Source organism: Aeromonas sp. S13(2024) (assembly GCF_041402405.1).
Taxonomy (GTDB): Bacteria; Pseudomonadota; Gammaproteobacteria; order Enterobacterales; family Aeromonadaceae; genus Aeromonas; species Aeromonas veronii.
This window is the reverse complement of sequence record NZ_JBGLRA010000011.1, coordinates 52619-72339: the sequence shown is the minus strand read 5'-3', so window position 1 is coordinate 72339 and position 19721 is coordinate 52619. Positions and strand designations below refer to the sequence as shown.

The following is a 19721-nucleotide window of genomic DNA, read 5'->3' as shown; positions in this document are numbered from 1 at the left end:
CTTCCTGTCTCTAGAGGTACAGAGATGCCAGGCGCAGTATCTCGCTCTGGTCAGTTTCTTTGGTATTGACGATCCCGGCGACCCGGCCATTGCTCATCACCATGATGCGGTCGGTGATCCCCAGCAATTCCGGCATCTCTGACGAGATGATGATGATCCCCTTGTCCTTCTTCGCCAGCTCCAGGATGAGCTGGTAGATCTCGAACTTGGCCCCGACGTCGATGCCGCGGGTGGGCTCGTCGAGCATCAGGATCTCCGGCTGGGTCAGCAGCCAGCGACCGATGATCACCTTCTGCTGGTTGCCCCCGGAGAGGGAACCGATCTGGGTCTGCTGGGTCGGCGTCTTGACCCGCATGGAGTCGATCACCCACTGGGTATCGCTCTTCATCTTGTCGTCGCTGAGCAGCCCCATGGAGCCCTTGTAACTGTCCATGTTGGCGATCAGGGAGTTGAAGGCGATATCGAGCCGGGAGTAGATACCGGTGGAGCGGCGCTCTTCCGTCACCAGCGCAAAGCCGTTGCGGATCGCTTCGTGGGCGTTGTGGTTGGCCACCTCTTTGCCGTGCAGCTTGATGCTGCCCTGGCTGCGATCGCGAATACCGAACAGAGTCTCGACGATGTCGGTGCGCTTGGCCCCCACCAGTCCGGCGATGCCGAGGATCTCCCCCTTGTGCAGGTTGAAGGTCACATCCTGAATGGAGGGCTGGTTCTTCGCCGTCAGGTGTTCGATCTCGAGGATCACCTCTTTCGGCTGGTTGGTTTTTTCCGGGAAGCGCTGGGTCAGTTCACGGCCGACCATCATGCCGATAATCTGATCCATGGTCATGCCCTTGAGCGGCTGGGTTGCCACCCACTGGCCATCCCGCAATATGGTGATCTCGTCACAGAGCTGGAAGATCTCCTCCATCTTGTGAGAGATGTAGACGATGCCGCACCCCTTATCCTTCAACTTGTTGATGATTTTGAAGAGGTGGTTCACCTCTTTCTCGGTCAGGGAGGAGGTGGGTTCGTCCATGATGACGATCTTGGCATCGTAGGAGAACGCCTTGGCGATCTCGATCATCTGCATCTGGGAGACCGACAGGGTCGCGACCTTCACCTTGGGGTCGATGTCGATATCCAGCTCATCGAAGATGCGCTTGGTGTCGTCATACATCTTGCCGTGGTCGATAAACCACCCCTTGGTGGGGTAGCGGCCGAGCCACATGTTGTCCATCACGGTACGCTGCAGCACCAGATTAAGCTCCTGATGCACCATGGAGACGCCATTTTCCAGCGCCTCTTTGGAGGAGGTGAAGTTGATCTCCTGCCCCTTGAAGAAGATCTTGCCCTGATCCTTCTCGTAAATGCCGAACAGGCACTTGAGCAGTGTGGATTTTCCCGCTCCGTTCTCGCCCATCAACGCATGCACAGAATGAGGACGGACCCGTAAATTGACATTATCGAGTGCCTTGACGCCGGGAAAGCTCTTACTGACGTCAATCATCTCCAACAGCCATTCTGATTGTTGCTGTGTTGTCATATCAGCCATCACATCTGGTTGAAAAAAGGGCAAGGGGATCTCCCTTGCCCTGGAGGAGGGAATTACTCGAATTGGGACAGGTTGTCTTTATCCACACCGACGTAGGCAACACGTACTACCTTGTCGACGATATTCCACTTGGTGCCTTCACCGGCCGGTTTGCCTTCAGCCAGGTTCTTGGTCAGCTCGAAGGTGGCTTTGGCCTGGTTGGCCGCATCGTTCAGCACGGTACCCGCCATGGCACCGCTCTTGACCATGGCCAGCGCTTCCGGCAGCGCATCGACGCCGAATACCGGAATGGCAGTCTTACCCTGGGCTTTCAGTGACTCAACCGCACCCATTGCCATGCCGTCGTTGTTGGCGATGACCACTTCGATCTTGTTGGCGTTGGGGCCGGAGATCCAGGCATCCATCTTGTCTTTCGCCATGGCGGTATCCCACATACCGGTATCCATGTGCAGTTGCTCGGTCTTGACGCCGCCATCGTTCAGGGTCTTGACCACGTAGGAGGTGCGCGCTTCGGCATCCGGGTGGCCCGGCTCCCCTTTCAGCAGCACGAACTGGATCACGCCATCCTTGTTCAGATCCCACTCCGGATGGGCTTTCCAGTGTTTGGCAATCAGCTGACCCTGGATGATCCCTGACTCCTTGGAGTCGGTGCCCACGTAGTAGGCCTTGTCGTAGCTGGCCAGATCGGTAGCGCTCGGCTCCTTGTTGTAGAAGACCACCGGGATATCTTCGCCACGGGCTTTCTCAATCACCACCGGGGCCGCAGCGGGGTCAACCAGGTTGATGGCCAGCGCCTTCACCCCTTTGGCCAGCAGCACATCGATCTGGTCGTTCTGCTTGGACTGGTCGTTCTGGGAGTCGTTCATCAGCAGCTCCACCCCCGGAGTGGCTGCCGCCTCCTTCTCGATGGCCTTGCGCACGACCGCCATGAAGTTGTCGTCGTACTTGTAGACGGTTACCCCGATACGGGTGTCAGCCTGGGCATTGGCTCCAGCCATCATGCCCATCAGCAGGGCGGCAACTGTGGTCAGTTTTTTCATTATGTGTGCTCCGATGTGTCTATCTGTGTTGTAGGGTGGCGAGCAATTGAGCAAGCGCCAATCAATGTAATCAGTTTGTTGTCATTTCTTCTGTGATCATGACGACAAAATGAAAACGTTTACACTCTGTTACATTGAAACTTTATATTTATTTTTCAAATACATATAAATAAAAATCAGATTTGAGACTCAATCTTTCCCACAGCATTGAGGCTAGTCGTTACTGGTCTGTTGTCAAAATGGCGCACTGGCTCGACAGTCGCTTCAATAGCTGGATTAACGGAGAGTGCAGCTCCAACGGTAACGGCGCTCAAGCAGTTGATACTCGGGACGCACGCTCTGACTCCAGGAGTCATCACCGCCCACCCCCATGTGGGCGCCATCGAGACAGACCCACAGCCCCTCTTCAGCCACCATATCGCTCTGGTGACGGGCGGCGGCCAGCTGCTGCTGACTGAAGCGGCTGGCACTGAAATGGAAGCTGCCGCTCACCGTCGTGCTGCCCAGCTGCAACTGGCGGGTATCGCAGCGCAAGCCGTTGTCACTCGGGAAAACGTAAGGGGTGTGCATGGCCTCCAGCGGCAAACTCCAGCGCCCCAGATCGGCGCCCAGCAGGCGATCCGGATAGTTTTCGTGCGGGCCACGCCCCAGCCATTCTGCTCGCGCTGGCACCTCGGCCAGATGGAGCAGCAGGCCAATCCGCGGCAGCGACGGCAGCACCTGTGCCAGCTCGGTTTCTATCTCCAGGCTCATGGCGCCATCGTCGGTAAAGCGGTGATGCCAGTGACTCACCAGCAGCAGCTCATCACGGTGGAAGTAGCCATGACTGACCCGGATATCCCCTCCGGCGACCGCGATCCCCAGACAGCGGTGCTGCCACTGACCGAGGCCACAGCCCTGCCAGCGAGCAATCCAGGAGTTGGGGTCGGCGTGATCCGCTTCGCTGGTGCCGATGTCGTTGTCGAGCGGCGCCCGGTAGAAGTGATCCATGATCGGCGCCAACAACTGCTCCTGCCCCGATTTTTGCCAACTGGTGATGCGGCCGCTCTGCTTGTCGAGCCGCCACTGGCTGTTTGCGGCAGTGACCAACCAGCCATCCGGCTGCTCGCTCAGGGTAGCGGCAGCGACCGGCGCTGGCAGGGCAAGGGGGCTCGGCAGGGTGAACTGCTGACGGGCGACCTTGTGATCTGCCTGCGACCAGAGGGTGGCCTGGGGCTGAACGATGGCCAGATCGAGCCAGGCCAGTGAGCCTGCCGCAAAGGGGGGCAGTGTCTCGCTCAGGGTCAACTCGACCACCCCTTGCGGCTCCAGCATGAGGGAAACCTCCCCCTGCTGCTGCACATGGCCGTTCTCGCACAACTGCCAGCAAAGCCGCTCGTTGTCGGTTTCCCGAAACAGATATTCGCTCTCGATCCGCACCCGCAGCGGGGTATGCTCAAGCAGAGTGAAGCGGAACGGCTGCTGGGCGCGCTTTGCCTCAAACAGCGCGGGATGGGGGGTGCGATCAGGGAACAGCAGACCGTTGCAGCAGAACTGGCGATCGTTTTGCACATCACCGAAGTCGCCGCCGTAGCCCCAGTAGTGGCGACCATCGGCGGTGTATTTGTCGAGCCCCTGATCGACCCAATCCCAGACAAACCCGCCTTGCAGGCGTGGATGATCGCGAAACGCCTGCCAGTAGTGGGCGTAGCCCCCCAAACTGTTACCCATGGCGTGGGCATATTCGCAGAGGATCAGCGGCCGGTGCTCGTCGGGCAGACCGATCCACTTGGCCAGCGCCCACTTGGGCACCGCCGGGAAGGGCTGATCCTGATGGGTTCTGGCATACATGGGGCAGATGATGTCGGTCGCCGGGGTATCGGCCCCGCCCCCCTCGTACTGCACCGGACGGCTCGGATCGCTGCGCTTGATCCAGCCATACATGGCATCGTGGGCCGGGCCGTAACCCGACTCGTTGCCCAGCGACCAGATGATGATGGAGGGATGATTGAAATCCCGTGCCACCATGCGGGTCGCCCGCTCCAGAAAGGCGTTGCTCCAGGCGGGATCCCGCGCCAGCCGCCCCATGGGGGTCATGCCGTGGGTCTCCAGATTCGCCTCGTCCACTACATAGAGGCCGAGCCGATCGCAGAGGCGATAGAAATCGGGGTGGTTGGGATAGTGGGAACAGCGCACCGCATTGAAGTTGTGCCGCTTCATCAGCAGCAGATCCCGCTCCATGGTGGCGCGATCGATGGCATAGCCCCTGGCGGGATGGTGTTCATGACGGTTGGCACCGCGAACAAGCAGCGGCTGACCGTTGACCCGCAGCAGGCCGCCACGGATCTCCACCACCCGAAAGCCCACATCACATGCCTCGCTCTCGATAACCTGGCCCTGTTCGTCCAGCAGGGTCAGGGTCAGGCGATAGAGATGGGGCGTCTCGGCGCTCCACTTGCGCGGCGCAACCACGTCTAGCCAGCACTCGGCGCGATCGTCATACGCCCCTTTTTCATCAATGGTTTGAGTGCCGATCGGCTGGTGCAGGGCCGCGACCCGCTCGCTGCCGTCATAAAGATTGGCCTCCACCGACAGACCGGCCCCATTAGCCACTTGCAGGGCAATCTTGAGACGGCCATCCCGATAGCAGGCATCCAGCTCGGGGGTCACCCGCATATCCATCAGATGGCGGGACGGTTTGTGCAGCAGGCTGACGGAGCGGAAGATCCCCGACAGCCACCACATATCCTGATCTTCCAGATAGGAGCCATCAGACCAGCGCAGTACCAGCACAGCCAGCCGATTGTGACCGGTGTGCAGATATGGGGTCAGATCGAATTCGGCGGGCAGCCGGCTGTCCTGGGAGTAACCGACCCAGCGGCCGTTGCAGAAGAGGTGGAAGGCGCTGCTCACCCCGTCGAAGATGATCCGGCTCTGACCGCTTGCCAGCCAGCCGGCGGGCAGATCGAACTCGCGGGAGTAGCAACCGGTGGGATTCTCTGCTGGCACCCGGGGCGGATCGCAAGGAAAGGGGTACTTGATATTGGTGTAGATGGGGCCATCGGTGGGCGGCCGCGCAGCCGGATAGGCGGCATCCAGCTGCCAGTTGCCCGGCACTGTAATGGGGCAGGCATCCACCAGATCCTTCGCCAGCCAGCTCTCGGGCACCAATTCGGGAGCGGCAAAGAAGGAGAAGCGCCACTCGCCATCGAGCAAGAGACGGGAGGAAGAGGCCAGATCACCCCTGGCATCCGTTTCGCTGCGCCAGCTGAACATGGGGGTATGGGCTGCCAGCCGGTTTACCGACGTAATGGCCTGAGTCTGCCAATCCTGACGCGCCACTATCTCCCTGAGCATTCACTCTCTCCCTGCTGATTGGAAAACGTATTCAGTCTAGAGAAGTATGACGCAGGGAACGGCGATCTCGCTCACACAGATGTAAACGATTACACTGATTTTGTTAAGTAAAGCGGAGTAAAAATGATTAAAAACAGGTAAAACAATAACTATGCAAGAAACGGCCCCGAACAGGGCCGTAAAAGGAGGCTATCCAGCCCGAACCGGTGCCACCGAGTGGCGATTGATCAGGGTGGGGGTATAGATCCTGCTCTGGGTCGCGTCACTCTCCCCCGCCGCCAGCTGAATGGCCAGCTTGGCCGCCTGGGCCGCCATCAACTCGATGGGATAGCGCATGGTGGAGAGCTTGGGCCTCAGGTATCTGGCATAGATGATGTCATCGAAGCCCACCACCGAAACCTCCTCCGGCACTCGCAGGCCATTGTCCGCCAGCACCGAGATGGCGCCCGCCGCCATGGCATCGTTATAGGCCACCACGGCGGTCACCTTGAGCCCCTTGGCCAACAGGTTGAGCATGGCGCGCTCGCCCCCCTCCTCGTTCGGGGTGCCACTCTCGATAAGCTCGGGATCGGCTGCCAGACCGGCTTCCATCAGCCCATCCTGATACCCCTGCAGACGCAAGGTGGCATCCTCGATGGCGTGATCCGAGCTGATAAAGGCGATATGGCGGTGGCCCAGTTCGATCAGGTGGCGAGTCGCCGTAGCCGCCCCCAGCCGGTTGTTGAGAGCGATGCAGCGTCCCCTGAGGGCCGGAATATCGCGGTTGATCAGTACCATACCGGGCACCCGCATGGCGTAATCGTAAAGTTCCTCGTCGCTCAGCGCCTTGCTGTGCACCACCAGCGCCTCGCAACGCTTGCCGATCAGCAGCTCGATCGCTTCACGCTCCTGACGCGCCTTGTGAAAACCGTTACCCATCAGCAGGTGAAGGTTCTGCTCGACGGCCACGCCGGAGACCCCCTTCACCAGTGCACCGAAGAAGGGATCGGCTACATCACCGACCACCACCCCCATGGTATCGCAAGTCTGGCTGACCAGTGCCCGCGCGTTGGCGTTGGGGGTGTAGCCCAGTTCAGCCATGGCCTTCTGCACCACTTCGCGAGACGCGGCGCTGGCCTTGGGGGAGTTGTTCATCACCCGTGAAACCGTTGCCACCGACACATTGGCCAAACGGGCGACATCCTTGATGGTGCTCATGCTGTTTTCACTTCTTTCACTGTGCAATAGAGCGCCATTATACCCAGCAAACCCATTGAAAACAGGGGTGAAACGTATATCTGCCGTCAGGATGACCATAAAAACTGTGTAATCGTTTACACCGTTTTGCAAGCAAGCTCACAGTTTGGTCGCCACACCCTCGGCTAGACTGCTTCCAGACACTTTTCAGTGGAGAGCAAGATGAACGTTCTGGTCACCGGCGGTTGCGGATATATCGGCAGCCACACCTGTCTGGCCCTGCAAGCGGCAGGCATGAATCCCGTGGTGGTCGACAACCTCGGCAACAGCAAGCGCAGCGTATTGACTCGAGTCGCGGCTATCAGCGGCCAGCAACCCGTGTTCTATCAAGGAGATATTCGCGATGCCGCCCTGCTGGACCGGATCTTCGCCGATCAGCAGATCGACGCAGTGATCCACTTTGCCGCCCTCAAGGCGGTCGGTGAGTCGACTCGCATTCCACTGGATTACTACGAGAACAATCTCGGTGGCACCCTCACCCTGCTGCAGGCGATGAAACGGGCCGGGGTGCACAATCTGGTGTTCAGCTCTTCGGCGACCGTCTACGGTGATCCCGCCAGCCTGCCGATCCGCGAGGATTTCTCTCGCAGCGCCACCAACCCTTACGGGCGATCCAAGCTGATCATCGAGGAGATCCTCGAAGATCTGCAGCTGGCCGAGCCCCACTGGAGCATGACCCTGCTGCGCTACTTCAATCCGGTCGGCGCCCACGAATCGGGCACCATGGGTGAAGACCCGCAAGGTATCCCCAACAACCTGATGCCCTATATCACCCAGGTGGCCATTGGCCGTCGCGACTGCCTCTCGGTCTTTGGAAACGATTACCCCACCCCGGATGGCACCGGCGTGCGCGACTACATCCACGTGATGGATCTCGCCGAAGGGCACGTCAAGGCGCTGCAACACTGCGCTGGCAAGGGTGGCGTGCACACCTACAACCTGGGCACCGGCCAGGGTCAGAGCGTGTTGCAGCTGGTCGCCGCTTTCTCTGCCGCCTGTGGCAAGCCGCTGCCATTTCGCATCGAACCGCGCCGCCCGGGCGACATCGCCGCCTGCTGGGCCGATCCGGCCAAGGCCGAGCGCGAGCTGGGCTGGCGGGCGACCCGCAACATCGACGCAATGTGCGCCGACAGCTGGCGCTGGCAATCCGCCAATCCAAACGGTTACGAAGAGTAGGCCTGCCTGCTCCCTGTTAATAGACGACCCTATTTTTCAATACCTTATTCAGGAGAGATGATGTTCAACCCCGTCGATCATCCCCATCGCCGCTTCAACCCGCTGACCGGCCAGTATGTGCTGGTCTCCCCCCATCGGGCCAAACGCCCCTGGCAGGGACAGGTGGAGAAGGTGAGTCAGGCCCCCAAACAGGCCCACGATCCCGACTGTTTCCTCTGCGCGGGCAACACCCGGGTCACCGGCGACATCAACCCCGACTACAAGGGCACCTTCGTTTTTACCAACGACTTCGCCGCCCTGATGCAGGATACCCCGGCCGCCGATAGCGCCAGCGATCCCCTGCTGAAACTGGAAGCCGCCCGCGGCACCAGCCGGGTCATCTGCTTCTCGCCGGATCACGGCAAGACCCTGCCCGAGCTGCCGCTGCCCGCCATCGAGGGGGTGATCACCACCTGGATGGATCAGGTCGCCGAACTGTCAGCCCAGTGGGAATGGGTGCAGGTCTTTGAAAACAAAGGGGCCGTCATGGGCTGCTCCAACCCGCACCCCCACGGCCAGATCTGGGGCAGCGACTTCCTGCCCAACGAGATCGCCCGCGAAGAGCAGCACCAGCGCGACTGGCTGGCCGAGCATGGCCGCCCCATGCTGCTGGAGTATGTGGAGCGGGAGCTGGCGGATCGCTCGCGCATCGTAGTGGAGACCGAACACTGGCTCGCCGTGGTCCCCTTTTGGGCCGCTTGGCCATTCGAAACCCTGCTACTGCCCAAGGCGCACGTCCCCTCCATCCTCAACCTGACCAAGGCCCAGCAGCAGGATCTGGCGGTGGCGCTCAAGGAGCTCACCAGCCGCTACGACAACCTGTTCGAGTGCAGCTTCCCCTACTCCATGGGCTGGCACTTTGCGCCGCCCAAGTCGGAGTGCCCCGAGGCGTGGCAACTGCACGCCCACTTCTATCCGCCGCTGCTGCGCTCCGCCACCGTGCGTAAATTTATGGTGGGTTTCGAGATGCTGGCCGAAACCCAGCGCGACCTTACCCCCGAGCAGGCTGCCGAGCGGCTGCGTGCCCTGAGCCCCGTTCACTACACCCAGACCAGCCACACCAATGAGGAGGCCCTATGACCCCCAGCCAACGCGTCAGCACCGTTTTTGCCGAGCAATTTGCCAAAGCGCCCGATCTGCTGGTGCGCGCCCCCGGCCGCGTCAACCTCATCGGTGAACATACCGACTACAACGACGGCTTCGTGCTGCCCTGCGCCATCGACTACGAGACCTGCGTTGCCATCGGCCTGCGCGATGACCGACAAGTGCAGGTGATCGCCGCCGACTACGACAACCAGCACGACCAGTTCGACCTCGACCAGCCCATCGAGCACCACCCCGACCAGCGCTGGAGCGACTACATCCGCGGCGTGGTGAAATATCTGCAGGAGCGCGGCTATACCCTGCGCGGCCTCAATCTGGTGGTCTCCGGCAACGTGCCGCAGGGGGCAGGGCTCTCCTCCTCCGCCTCGCTGGAAGTGGCCATTGGTCAGGCCTTCAAAGAGGCGCTGGGGCTCGACATCAGCCAGGCCGAGATCGCCCTCAACGGTCAGCAGGCGGAGAACAAGTTCGTCGGCTGCAACTGCGGCATCATGGATCAGATGATCTCCGCCAGCGGCAAAACCGATCATGCCCTGCTGCTCGACTGCCGCTCGCTGGAGACCCGCCTCATCCCGATGCCCAGCGATCTGGCGGTGCTGATAGTCAACTCCAACGTGCGCCGCGGTCTGGTGGACAGCGAATACAACACTCGTCGCCAGCAGTGTGAAGAGGCCGCCCGTCACTACGGAGTCAAGGCGCTGCGCGACCTCGATCTGGCCGGACTGGAAGCGGGCAAGGCCGGGCTGGATGAGGCCTGCTATCGTCGTGCCCGCCACATCGTAGGGGAAAACGCCCGCACCATGGCGGCCGCCGACGCGCTGGCCAGCCACGACCTGACCCGCCTCGGCGAGCTGATGGCCGAGTCACATGCCGCCATGCGCGATGACTTCGAGATCACAGTGCCCGCCATCGACGGTCTGGTGGAGATCATCAAGGCCAGGATTGGCACAGATGGCGGCGTGCGGATGACAGGTGGCGGCTTCGGCGGCTGCGTGGTCGCCCTGCTGCGCCCCGACAAGGTGGCCGAAGTGATCGCCGCCGTCGAGGCGGAGTATCCGGCCATCTCGGGCCTCAAGGCCGACTGCTACGTCTGCTCTGCCAGCGCCGGTGCAGGCAAGCTATGAGCAGCGCCATGACCCCGTTCGAGCTGGAAAATGAAGAGGGGCTGCGGCTGCGCGGCCTCGACTTCGGCGCAACCCTCACCTCCCTCACCCTGCCGGTGGCGAGCAAACGGCGTGAAGTGCTGCTGGGCTGTGCCGACGACGCCTATCCCACCCAGCAGGTGTGGCTGGGTGCGGTGGCCGGGCGTTTTGCCAACCGCATCGGCGGTGCCGAGCTGGTGCGTGATGGACAGCACTGGCCGCTGAATGCCAATCAGGCACCCAACTGTCTGCACGGCGGGCAGGCTGGCTTTCATCGCCAGCGCTGGCAGATCAAGGAGCTGGAGGCGGATCGGGTCAAGCTGGCGTTGCTCTCCCGAGCGGGGGATCAGGGCTTTCCCGGCAATCTGCGGGTCACCCTGGAGTACCGGCTGGAGCAGGGCGATCTGGTGGTGGATTTCATCGCCAGCACGGATGCCGCTACGCCGGTCAGCCTCACCAGCCACGCTTACTTCAATCTCGATGGGCAAACCGATGGCGGAGATGTCCGTGACCACCTCATCAGCATCAATGCCGACCACTTCCTGCCGACCGACCCGAGCGGTTTGCCGATCGCCATCACCCCGGTGGAGGGGCCATTCGATCTGCGCCAAGAGCGCCTTGTCGGGCTGGATTGGCTCAGCCATCCCCAGCAGCAACAGGCCAAGGGATACGACCACGCCTTTGTGCTCAACGGCCCGGCGCAGGAGTGGGCAGCTCGCGTGGTGTCAGGTGACAGACAGCTGGCGATGGAGGTCTATACCAACCAGCCCTCGCTACAGTTCTACACCGGCAACTGGCTGGCCAATACCCCGAACCGCAGCGGCCTGTCGCACCGGGATCACGACGGCTTCTGTCTTGAGGCGCAACAGCTGCCGGACAGCCCCAATCGCCCCGAGCTGGGCAACCCCTGGCTGCTGCCTGGCGAGCGTTATCACCACCAGACCCGCTACCGCTTTATACGCGACTGACTTAAAGGTTTCATGATTTTTACATAGCCTCAGCAGTCACTATCGAGCAAGATAAGCCGCCCCGAGACCCTCCTGGGGCGTTTTTACATCAACGAAGTTAAGGATTGTTTGTTCGATGACTGACACTTATAGCCTGCTGGTCGCCTTTATTCTGGGCGTCGTCGAGGGGCTGACCGAGTTCCTCCCCGTCTCCTCCACCGGCCACATGATTATCGTCGGCCATCTGCTGGGCTTTGAAGGGCCCAAGGCTGCCACTTTCGAAGTGGTGATCCAGCTTGGCTCCATCCTCGCCGTGGTCGCCGTCTTCTGGCGCCGCCTGTTTGGCCTGATTGGCATCCACTTCGGCCAGAAGCCGTCCCGGGAGCACGCGACCCTGTCGCTGGTGCATGTCATCCTCGGCATGATGCCCGCCATCGTGGTCGGTCTGGCCATCCACAGCTGGATCAAGGCCAACCTGTTTGGTCCGCAGACCGTAATGTACGCGCTGGTCGCGGGGGGCATCCTGCTCATCATCGCCGAGAAGTTCCGCCCGGCCGTCACAGCCGAAACCCTGGATGACATCAGCTACAAGCAGGCGTTCGGTATCGGTCTGTTCCAGTGTCTGGCCCTGTGGCCAGGCTTCTCCCGCTCCGGCGCCACCATCAGTGGTGGCATGCTGATGGGGATCAGCCGTCACGCCGCCGCCGAGTTCTCTTTCATCATGGCGGTGCCCATGATGGTGGCGGCCAGTGGGCTGGATCTCTACAAGAGCCGCGATTTCCTCTCGATGGCCGACTTCCCGATGTTTGCAGTGGGCTTTATCACCGCCTTCGTGGTAGCGATGTTTGCGATCAAGACCTTCCTGACATTGATCCGCCGCATCGACTTCATCCCGTTCGCCATCTACCGCTTTATCGTGGCATTCGCCGTCTATCTGGTGTTTGTCGCCTGACCGGCAACCAGCAATCAAATGAAAAAAGGGACCAAGCTGGTCCCTTTTTCTATGGCGTCATAGTGCTCAGTAGAGATGCTGGCTGATGCCATTCAGCAGCCGCGACAACCCCTTGGTGAACTGCACCGGCGCATCCTGCACCGTGTAGCAGAGGCAACCGTCCGGCGTATGCGGGCTGTGGGAGTGGCTGGCATCGCGCCAGATGAAATCCCCCGCCTTGTAAAGGGTATCGCCATCCTGAATATTGCCAGCCAGCAGCAAGGTCAGCTCATAGCCCTGATGGGTGTGCTCGGGGATGCGACCGCCCGCTTCGATATGGAGCAAACTGGCGCGCGCGCCCATCTCATCCAGCGGCAGACTCTGCTGACGAATGGCCCCGATATGGCGCCACTTGGGCGAACGATAGCGGGCCAGCACCCGTGGCAAACGGTAGGCGTGACCGGCTACCTCCAGCTCGCCGTGCTGCGTTCGGGGCTGGTCATGTGTTGGCTCGGATAGGGGCTCTGCCAGCGGCTGGGCCAGAATATCCGCCAGCATGGCGTCGAATCCGGCGTCCAGTCCCACTTCATCGCGGGAGTCCAGCTCGGGCTCTGCTGGCGAGGCAAGATATTGCTGCGCCAGCTCTTCTTCGAATGTCTTTAGTCGGGCAGCACAATCGGGGCAGAGTTCACAGTGGGCGGAGAGCCCTACCGCCAGCGGCAGAGGGAGCTCGTCGGCGGCGAAGGCGCGCAGCATAGGGTCGGTCGGATGGGCTTTAATCATGGCCTTGCTCCACTTGCTCTTTCAGTTTCTGTAACGCCAGTCTGAGGCGGGACTTGATGGTACCGAGCGGCACGCCGAGTCGCTCCGCCAGCTCCTGCTGGGAGAACTCCTGCAGATAGATGCCACGCACCACCTGCTGTTGCGGCTCCGGCAGGGTGCCCAGATAGTGGGCCATCTGACGGGTCAGCACCGCATCCTCACCGCCGCTCAGATGCTCCTCTTCGGCCTGAAACTCCAGCACCGGCCACAGCTCCTCGGCACAGAGATCCTCCTTGCTGGCGCGACGACGGCGCAGCATGTCGAAGCACTGGTTGCGCATCACGGTGTAGATCCAGGTGGTCGGCGCCCCCTTCTCGGGGTGGTAGAGGCGCGCCTTTTGCCACACCAGCAGCATGGTCTCCTGCACCAGCTCCATAGCGTTGGCTTCGCTGCCGAGGTGGCGCAGGCCGTAGCTGCGAATACGCGGCGCAAAGTGTTGGAACAGGCGGGCAAAAGCAGCCTTGTCGGCCTGCTCTGCCACCCTGATCAGCAGAGATTTGAGGTCGCCATCCGGGTTATCCATCACGGGCGAGGTCCTGCGTATGGTCGAGTGTGGTTGGCCAGTATATGCCATTGCGCCATCCCTTTGGTGTGCTGTCGAACATGCTGTGGTAATGACTTGTACGGCACTGCGGCAGTGGCGGATCAGCGGGTCAGAAAAAATCAGTGGCTGGCCACCAGCACCCCCTTGAGCAGGGCGATGGCGGGCTGATTGTCGGCAGCGGCCAGCAGCAGCTGCTTCTGTTCGGGGGGGATCGGCAGCACCTCCAGCCAGCGCTGGGCCACCCAGTTGCCATCATCCCAGCGGGGGGCGGGATAGAGGGCGGCATAGTCGGGATAGTCGGCAAACACCTCCCGCAATGCCTCGACCAGCGGTTGCTGATCGGGATGGAGCCGGCGGGGCGGCCAGGCCGTCAGCGGCGTCACCTCGCCGATACGCAGGCCATCCTGCTCCTGCCACAGCTCCTCTATCTGCACCCGCTCCATCCCCTGCACCGTGATCCCCAGCATGCCGTCCGGCAGCCGGTCGAAATCGATGATGGTGACCCGGGTGGCGATGGGCAGCATGTTGCGCAGGGCGTCGGGCTGGCGAGGATCCACCATGCAGAGGGCAAAGCCGGACTCCCCCGCCTCGGCGATCATCCGCTGGTATCTCGGTTCGAAGATCCGCAGCGGCATGACGCCGCCGGGCAGCAGGTGGGCAGATAGGGGAAACAGCGCCAGTCGCATCGCAAACTCCTCGGTTGGGAACCTCTGTTGATACGCCGGGCCAGAGGGAGGAGATCATTCCCGTCAGCGGAAAGGAAAAACCCTTAACAATCAGGGGAAAATAGCCTGGACAAGCCGCTTCGATATGCAGTAGAAATGGATAAGCACCGTAATTTCCGCCCAATATTCTGGAATATGGCGCCAAACGCAGTGAAATATCCGCCCGACAGCGAGCGGCGGGTCATCCCTATAGTTTTCTCGGGCCGATGCGGGTAAAATTCACGCCCTTATATATCAGTCATTTTTCGACGCGCAACCTTGGTGGTCAGTTATGAAAGAGCATATTCATCATCTACTTGAACAAACGGTAGCCAATCTCAAGTCAGCAGGCGTCCTGCCGGCGGACCTGGAAGCCCGCGTGCAAGTAGACCGATGCAAGGAAAAAGCTCACGGCGACCTGGCTACCAACCTGGCCATGCTGCTGGCCAAACCGGCCCGCAAGAATCCCCGTGAGCTGGCAGCGGCCATCATCGAGCACCTGCCTGCCTCCGACCTGATCGCCAAGGTCGAGATCGCCGGTCCCGGCTTCATCAACTTCTTCTTCGACCAGCGCTGGCTGGCCGGTCAGGTTGAGGCCATGGTGACCTCTTCCAACGCCAACGTACGGTTGCCCGCGCCACAAACCGTGGTGGTGGACTACTCCGCCCCCAACGTGGCCAAAGAGATGGCGGTGCACCACATCCGCTCCACCGTACTCGGTGACGTGGCTGCGCGCGCGCTGGAGTTCCTCGGCCACAAAGTGATCCGCGCCAACCACATCGGTGACTGGGGTACCCAGTTCGGCATGCTGATCGCCTATCTGGAGAAGATGTCCAACGAACACGCCAGCGACATGGCGCTCAAGGATCTGGAAGCCTTCTACACCCAGGCCAAGCGTTGCTACGACGAAGACGAAGCCTTCGCCGAGCGCGCCCGTAATTACGTGGTCAAGCTGCAGGGCGGCGATGAGTACTGCCGTACCATGTGGAAGAAGCTGGTCGACATGACCATGGAACAGAACCAGATCAACTACGACCGCCTGAATGTCTCCCTGACCAACAAGGACATCATGGGCGAGTCCATGTACAACGACATGCTGCCGGAGATCGTGGCCGACCTGAAAGCCAAGGGGCTGGCGGTCGAGAGCGAAGGCGCTACCGTTGTCTTCCTGGACGAGTTCAAGAACAAGGATGGCGAGGCCATGGGCGTCATCATCCAGAAGAGCGATGGCGGTTTCCTCTACACCACCACCGACATCGCCTGTGCCAAATACCGTTATGAAACCTTGGGCGCCGACCGTGTCATGTACTTCATCGACTCCCGTCAGCACCAGCACCTGATGCAGGCCTGGACCATCACCCGCAAGGCGGGTTATGTGCCGGAATCCGTCCCCCTCGAGCACCACGCCTTCGGCATGATGCTGGGCAAGGATGGTCGTCCCTACAAGACCCGCTCCGGTGGCACCGTCAAGCTGGTTGATCTGTTGAACGAGGCCGAAGAGCGCGCCGCCGCCCTGCTGGAGAGCCGCAACAGCGACCTCTCTGCCGAAGAGAAGGCCAACGTGGTCAACGCCATCGCCATGGGCGCGGTCAAGTATGCGGATCTCTCCAAGAACCGTACTACCGACTACATCTTCGACTGGGATCTGATGCTCTCCTTTGAAGGCAACACCGCCCCTTACCTGCAGTACGCCTACACCCGTATCCAGTCCATCTTCCGCAAGGCCAACATCGATGCCGAAACGCTGACCGGCAACGTGACCCTGAACGAAGAGGCCGAAGAGGTGCTGGCCCAGAAGCTGATCCAGTTCTCCGACGCGGTCAACGGCGTGGCCGACAAAGGCATGCCGCACCTGCTCTGTACCTACCTGTACGAGTTGTCCGGCAACTTCATGACCTTCTATGAAGCCTGCCCGATCAACAAGGATGGCGTGGACGAGGCAACCCGTCAGAGCCGTCTGCTGCTGTGCGCCGCCACCGCCAAGGTACTGAAACTGGGCCTCGGCGTACTGGGCATCCATACCCTGGAGCGCATGTAATAGATGGCAACCCGGGATTATGTCGGCAGCCGCCCGCGACGTCGGGCCGGTGGCCGCAATACCAAGAAAGCGGCCCCTCGCCGCTTTCCTGTTATTCCAGTGCTGCTGGTCGTGGCACTGCTGGCAGGCTTTGGTGGCTTCCTTTTCATGATCAATGGCAAGGGCAACGATGCCCCCACCATTGAGGAGCAGGTAAAGGCCAACAAGCCAAAAGCGCAGAATAACGGGCTGCCTCAGGAGAAGTGGAGCTACATCGAACGGCTTGAGAACAAGCAGGTCGATATCATAGAGCCGCCGACCCAGCCGGGTGTGCTGCCGCCACCACCGGCAGATACCATGACCCTGCAACCGGAAAAACTGCCGCAACCGGTGCCGACCGACATTCCCCAACCGGGAACGCCCATCGGCCAGCCCAAGCCCTATCAGCCCAATCCGGCGACCACCCCTTCCACCTCGGGTGCACCGGTTGCCAGCGCGCAAGAGCAGGTGATCGACCGCAAGGCCGAACGGGAACGGATGGAGCGGGAGATCCGTGCCGAGCTGGAACGGGAACGCGCCGAAGCGGCCAAGGCCAAAGCAGCCACTCCGCCAGCCCAGACCGCAGCCGCCGACAGCGGTCGCTATATGATGCAGTGCGCCGCCCTGCGCTCGCAGGATTCCGCAGAGTCGCTCAAGGCACGTATCGCCTTCACCGCCGGCCTCTCTTCCAGCCTGCAGGTGATCAATGGCGCCAACGGCACCGTCTACAAGGTGATGGTGGGCCCCTTCAACGGCAAGGCGGCCGCCGACGCGGCCAACAGCAAGCTGCAGAGCTCCGGCATCAGCGGCTGCATTCCCAAGAAAGGGTAATCCGCTTACCGATGACGCAGGGCCGGGTGGCAACACCCGGCCCTGTTCTTTTGGTGTCACTCGCACCCACGCTCTTTACTACCCCGTTTATCCCGACCAAGGGCAGGGTTGAAAAGCCCGTTTGCCATCCCCATCTTTCTTGCCATGCACAGTCAGGCCGTCATTCGGCTCAAGCGAGGTAAGTAAAGTGACTACCATAGTTTCAGTTCGCCGCAACGGTCAGGTCGTCATCGGTGGCGATGGCCAGGTCTCTCTTGGCAACACCGTCATGAAGGGCAACGCCCGCAAGGTTCATCGTCTCTATAACGGCAAAGTGCTAGCCGGTTTCGCTGGCGGTACCGCCGACGCCTTCACCCTGCTCGAACGTTTCGAAGCAAAACTGCAGGCCCATCAGGGTAATCTGGAGCGCGCCGCCGTGGCGCTGGCCAAAGATTGGCGCACCGATCGCGCCCTGCGCCGCCTCGAAGCGCTGCTGGCCGTGGCCGACGAACACAAATCCTTCATCATCACCGGCAACGGTGACGTGGTGCAGCCGGAGCACGATCTCATCGCCATCGGCAGCGGCGGCAACTTCGCCCAGTCCGCCGCCATCGCGCTGCTGGAAAACACCGAGCTGGATGCCAGGACCATTGTCGAGAAGTCCCTCAAGATTGCGGGCGACATCTGCGTCTTCACCAACGGCAACCACACCATCGAAGTGCTGGACTATTCGGCGAAATAAGGCCACCAGCCAAACCCAATTTCCCAAGGGGCGGGCACTGCCCGCCCCGGATACAGGAACACCATCATGTCCGAGATGACCCCGAGAGAAATCGTCCACGAGCTGGACAGACACATCATTGGTCAGGCCGATGCCAAGCGCGCCGTTGCCGTTGCCCTGCGCAACCGCTGGCGCCGGATGCAACTCAACGAAGAGATGCGCCATGAAGTGACCCCGAAAAACATCCTGATGATCGGCCCGACCGGTGTAGGCAAGACCGAGATTGCCCGTCGTCTGGCCAAGCTGGCCAACGCCCCCTTCATCAAGGTAGAAGCGACCAAGTTCACCGAAGTGGGCTATGTCGGCAAGGAAGTGGACAGCATCATCCGCGATCTGACCGATGCCGCCATCAAGCTGGTGCGCGAAACCGAGATGGAGAAGATGAAATATCGCGCCGAGGAAGCCGCCGAAGAACGCATCCTCGACGCCCTGCTGCCCAACCCGCGCAACACCTGGGGTGAGGAAGAGAAAGCCGACAACTCCAACACCCGCCAGATCTTCCGCAAGAAACTGCGGGAAGGTCAGCTGGATGACAAGGAGATCGAGCTGGAGCTCTCCGCCTCCCCGATGGGCGTCGAAATCATGACCCCGCCGGGCATGGAAGAGATGGCCAACCAGCTGCAGGGGCTGTTCCAGAACCTGGGCCAGAACCAGAAGAAGAAGCGCAAGATCAAGGTCAAAGAGGCCATGAAGGCGCTGATCGAAGAGGAAGCAGCCCGTCTGGTCAATCCGGAAGAGCTGAAGCAGAAAGCGATCGCAGCGGTCGAGAACAACGGCATCGTCTTCCTCGACGAGATCGACAAGATCTGTAAGCGCGGCGAGAGCTCGGGCCCCGATGTCTCCCGTGAAGGGGTACAACGCGACCTGCTGCCACTGGTCGAGGGCTGCACCGTCAACACCAAGCACGGCATGGTCAAGACCGACCACATCCTGTTTGTCGCCTCCGGCGCCTTCCAGATCGCCAAGCCGTCCGACCTCATCCCCGAGCTGCAGGGCCGTCTGCCGATCCGCGTCGAGCTGACCGCCCTGACCACAGATGACTTCGAGCGTATCCTGACCGAACCGAACGCCTCGCTGACCGATCAGTACAAGGCGCTGATGGCCACCGAAGGGGTCAACATCGAGTTCACCAAGGATGGCATCCGCCGTCTGGCCGAAGCGGCCTGGCAGGTCAACGAGCGTACCGAGAACATCGGTGCCCGTCGTCTGCACACCGTGATGGAGCGCCTGATGGAAGATATCTCCTATGACGCCTCCGAGAAGTCCGGCGAGACCTTTGTCATCGACACCGACTACGTCAACGCCCATCTCGGTGCGCTTGTCGAGGATGAGGATCTGAGCCGCTTTATTCTGTAAGCGCAATTGATCTGAAAACGCCTCCCCTGTGGAGGCGTTTTTATTTCTCCACCGCCTCTGTCATCTGCCCGAATTCTGGCCCTTATCTGCGGCAACCCATTCAATCCCAGCGCATTTCCAAACCTCCCCTTGCCAACGCCCGTCGTTTTTCATCCCCGCTGAAATCTGC

The 19721-nt window shown here is 61.0% G+C and carries 16 protein-coding genes; 9 read left to right on the top strand and 7 right to left on the bottom strand.

What is annotated here, in order from left to right; genetic code table 11:
* Positions 1-10: 10 nt before the first annotated feature.
* The 4 genes from mglA to ACB042_RS14745 all read right to left on the bottom strand — a co-directional run bounded on the left by mglA (position 11) and on the right by ACB042_RS14745 (position 7104).
* A complete protein-coding gene (gene mglA / locus ACB042_RS14760) occupies positions 11-1531 on the bottom strand; it encodes a galactose/methyl galactoside ABC transporter ATP-binding protein MglA (protein WP_371178648.1) in 1521 nt (506 codons plus the stop codon).
* A gap of 53 nt (positions 1532-1584) precedes the next feature.
* The gene (gene mglB / locus ACB042_RS14755) at positions 1585-2571 is read right to left on the bottom strand and encodes a galactose/glucose ABC transporter substrate-binding protein MglB (protein ID WP_005340747.1); all 987 of its coding nucleotides are present in this window, start codon (positions 2569-2571) and stop codon (positions 1585-1587) included.
* Between the two features lie 276 nt (positions 2572-2847).
* On the bottom strand, positions 2848-5907 hold the full coding sequence (locus ACB042_RS14750; RefSeq protein WP_371178647.1) for a beta-galactosidase: 3060 nt from the start codon (positions 5905-5907) through the stop codon (positions 2848-2850).
* Positions 5908-6096: 189 nt separating this feature from the next.
* Positions 6097-7104 (bottom strand): substrate-binding domain-containing protein, encoded by a 1008-nt coding sequence (locus tag ACB042_RS14745; RefSeq protein ID WP_042081762.1) that lies wholly within the window; start codon positions 7102-7104, stop codon positions 6097-6099.
* A 201-nt stretch (positions 7105-7305) separates the two neighbouring features.
* Between ACB042_RS14745 and galE the strand changes: the two genes are divergently transcribed.
* The 5 genes from galE (at position 7306) to bacA (ending at position 12500) form a co-directional block, all read left to right on the top strand.
* Positions 7306-8319 carry a UDP-glucose 4-epimerase GalE gene (galE, locus tag ACB042_RS14740; protein ID WP_371178646.1) on the top strand — a complete coding sequence of 338 codons (1014 nt, stop codon included), beginning with the start codon at positions 7306-7308 and terminating at the stop codon, positions 8317-8319.
* Between the two features lie 60 nt (positions 8320-8379).
* Positions 8380-9438, top strand: coding sequence for a UDP-glucose--hexose-1-phosphate uridylyltransferase (locus ACB042_RS14735; RefSeq protein ID WP_371178671.1), 1059 nt, complete (start codon positions 8380-8382; stop codon positions 9436-9438).
* Positions 9435-10583, top strand: a complete 1149-nt coding sequence (gene galK / locus ACB042_RS14730; protein ID WP_371178645.1) for a galactokinase — start codon at positions 9435-9437, stop codon at positions 10581-10583. Before ACB042_RS14735 ends, galK begins: the two co-directional genes overlap by 4 nt.
* The gene (gene galM / locus ACB042_RS14725) at positions 10580-11569 is read left to right on the top strand and encodes a galactose-1-epimerase (protein ID WP_371178644.1); all 990 of its coding nucleotides are present in this window, start codon (positions 10580-10582) and stop codon (positions 11567-11569) included. Before galK ends, galM begins: the two co-directional genes overlap by 4 nt.
* A 115-nt stretch (positions 11570-11684) precedes the next feature.
* Positions 11685-12500 carry an undecaprenyl-diphosphate phosphatase gene (gene bacA / locus ACB042_RS14720; RefSeq protein WP_371178643.1) on the top strand — a complete coding sequence of 272 codons (816 nt, stop codon included), beginning with the start codon at positions 11685-11687 and terminating at the stop codon, positions 12498-12500.
* Between the two features lie 66 nt (positions 12501-12566).
* Here bacA and ACB042_RS14715 read toward each other — a convergent pair whose 3' ends face one another.
* The 3 genes from ACB042_RS14715 to ACB042_RS14705 form a co-directional block, all read right to left on the bottom strand.
* The gene (locus tag ACB042_RS14715; RefSeq protein WP_139733597.1) at positions 12567-13262 is read right to left on the bottom strand and encodes a ChrR family anti-sigma-E factor; all 696 of its coding nucleotides are present in this window, start codon (positions 13260-13262) and stop codon (positions 12567-12569) included.
* On the bottom strand, positions 13255-13824 hold the full coding sequence (locus ACB042_RS14710) for a sigma-70 family RNA polymerase sigma factor (RefSeq protein ID WP_005355542.1): 570 nt from the start codon (positions 13822-13824) through the stop codon (positions 13255-13257). The genes ACB042_RS14715 and ACB042_RS14710 overlap by 8 nt, the downstream gene beginning before the upstream one ends.
* 140 nt (positions 13825-13964) lie before the next feature.
* Positions 13965-14531, bottom strand: a complete 567-nt coding sequence (locus ACB042_RS14705) for an LON peptidase substrate-binding domain-containing protein (protein ID WP_371178642.1) — start codon at positions 14529-14531, stop codon at positions 13965-13967.
* A gap of 310 nt (positions 14532-14841) precedes the next feature.
* Here ACB042_RS14705 and argS point away from each other — a divergent pair, with 310 nt between their 5' ends.
* The 4 genes from argS to hslU all read left to right on the top strand — a co-directional run bounded on the left by argS (position 14842) and on the right by hslU (position 19552).
* Complete coding sequence (argS, locus tag ACB042_RS14700) at positions 14842-16587, top strand: arginine--tRNA ligase (RefSeq protein ID WP_371178641.1); 1746 nt, start codon at positions 14842-14844, stop codon at positions 16585-16587.
* 3 nt (positions 16588-16590) lie between these two features.
* Entirely contained in the window at positions 16591-17436 is an 846-nt protein-coding gene (locus ACB042_RS14695; RefSeq protein ID WP_219265104.1) for an SPOR domain-containing protein, read from the top strand.
* A gap of 187 nt (positions 17437-17623) precedes the next feature.
* Complete coding sequence (gene hslV / locus ACB042_RS14690; protein ID WP_005340772.1) at positions 17624-18157, top strand: ATP-dependent protease subunit HslV; 534 nt, start codon at positions 17624-17626, stop codon at positions 18155-18157.
* A gap of 66 nt (positions 18158-18223) precedes the next feature.
* Positions 18224-19552 carry an HslU--HslV peptidase ATPase subunit gene (hslU, locus tag ACB042_RS14685; RefSeq protein ID WP_005340773.1) on the top strand — a complete coding sequence of 443 codons (1329 nt, stop codon included), beginning with the start codon at positions 18224-18226 and terminating at the stop codon, positions 19550-19552.
* Positions 19553-19721 lie beyond the last annotated feature (169 nt).

Excerpts from the sequence above, each read along its gene's own strand:
- ACB042_RS14695 (WP_219265104.1), top strand. The coding sequence starts at position 16,591 with ATGGCAACCCGGGATTATGTCGGCAGCCGCCCGCGACGTCGGGCCGGT.
- ACB042_RS14745 (WP_042081762.1), bottom strand. The coding sequence starts at position 7,104 with ATGAGCACCATCAAGGATGTCGCCCGTTTGGCCAATGTGTCGGTGGCA.
- hslU (WP_005340773.1), top strand. The coding sequence starts at position 18,224 with ATGTCCGAGATGACCCCGAGAGAAATCGTCCACGAGCTGGACAGACAC.
- ACB042_RS14735 (WP_371178671.1), top strand. The coding sequence starts at position 8,380 with ATGTTCAACCCCGTCGATCATCCCCATCGCCGCTTCAACCCGCTGACC.
- ACB042_RS14710 (WP_005355542.1), bottom strand. The coding sequence starts at position 13,824 with ATGGATAACCCGGATGGCGACCTCAAATCTCTGCTGATCAGGGTGGCA.
- ACB042_RS14705 (WP_371178642.1), bottom strand. The coding sequence starts at position 14,531 with ATGCGACTGGCGCTGTTTCCCCTATCTGCCCACCTGCTGCCCGGCGGC.
- ACB042_RS14750 (WP_371178647.1), bottom strand. The coding sequence starts at position 5,907 with ATGCTCAGGGAGATAGTGGCGCGTCAGGATTGGCAGACTCAGGCCATT.
- galK (WP_371178645.1), top strand. The coding sequence starts at position 9,435 with ATGACCCCCAGCCAACGCGTCAGCACCGTTTTTGCCGAGCAATTTGCC.
- argS (WP_371178641.1), top strand. The coding sequence starts at position 14,842 with ATGAAAGAGCATATTCATCATCTACTTGAACAAACGGTAGCCAATCTC.
- galE (WP_371178646.1), top strand. The coding sequence starts at position 7,306 with ATGAACGTTCTGGTCACCGGCGGTTGCGGATATATCGGCAGCCACACC.
- bacA (WP_371178643.1), top strand. The coding sequence starts at position 11,685 with ATGACTGACACTTATAGCCTGCTGGTCGCCTTTATTCTGGGCGTCGTC.
- mglA (WP_371178648.1), bottom strand. The coding sequence starts at position 1,531 with ATGGCTGATATGACAACACAGCAACAATCAGAATGGCTGTTGGAGATG.
- galM (WP_371178644.1), top strand. The coding sequence starts at position 10,580 with ATGAGCAGCGCCATGACCCCGTTCGAGCTGGAAAATGAAGAGGGGCTG.
- mglB (WP_005340747.1), bottom strand. The coding sequence starts at position 2,571 with ATGAAAAAACTGACCACAGTTGCCGCCCTGCTGATGGGCATGATGGCT.
- ACB042_RS14715 (WP_139733597.1), bottom strand. The coding sequence starts at position 13,262 with ATGATTAAAGCCCATCCGACCGACCCTATGCTGCGCGCCTTCGCCGCC.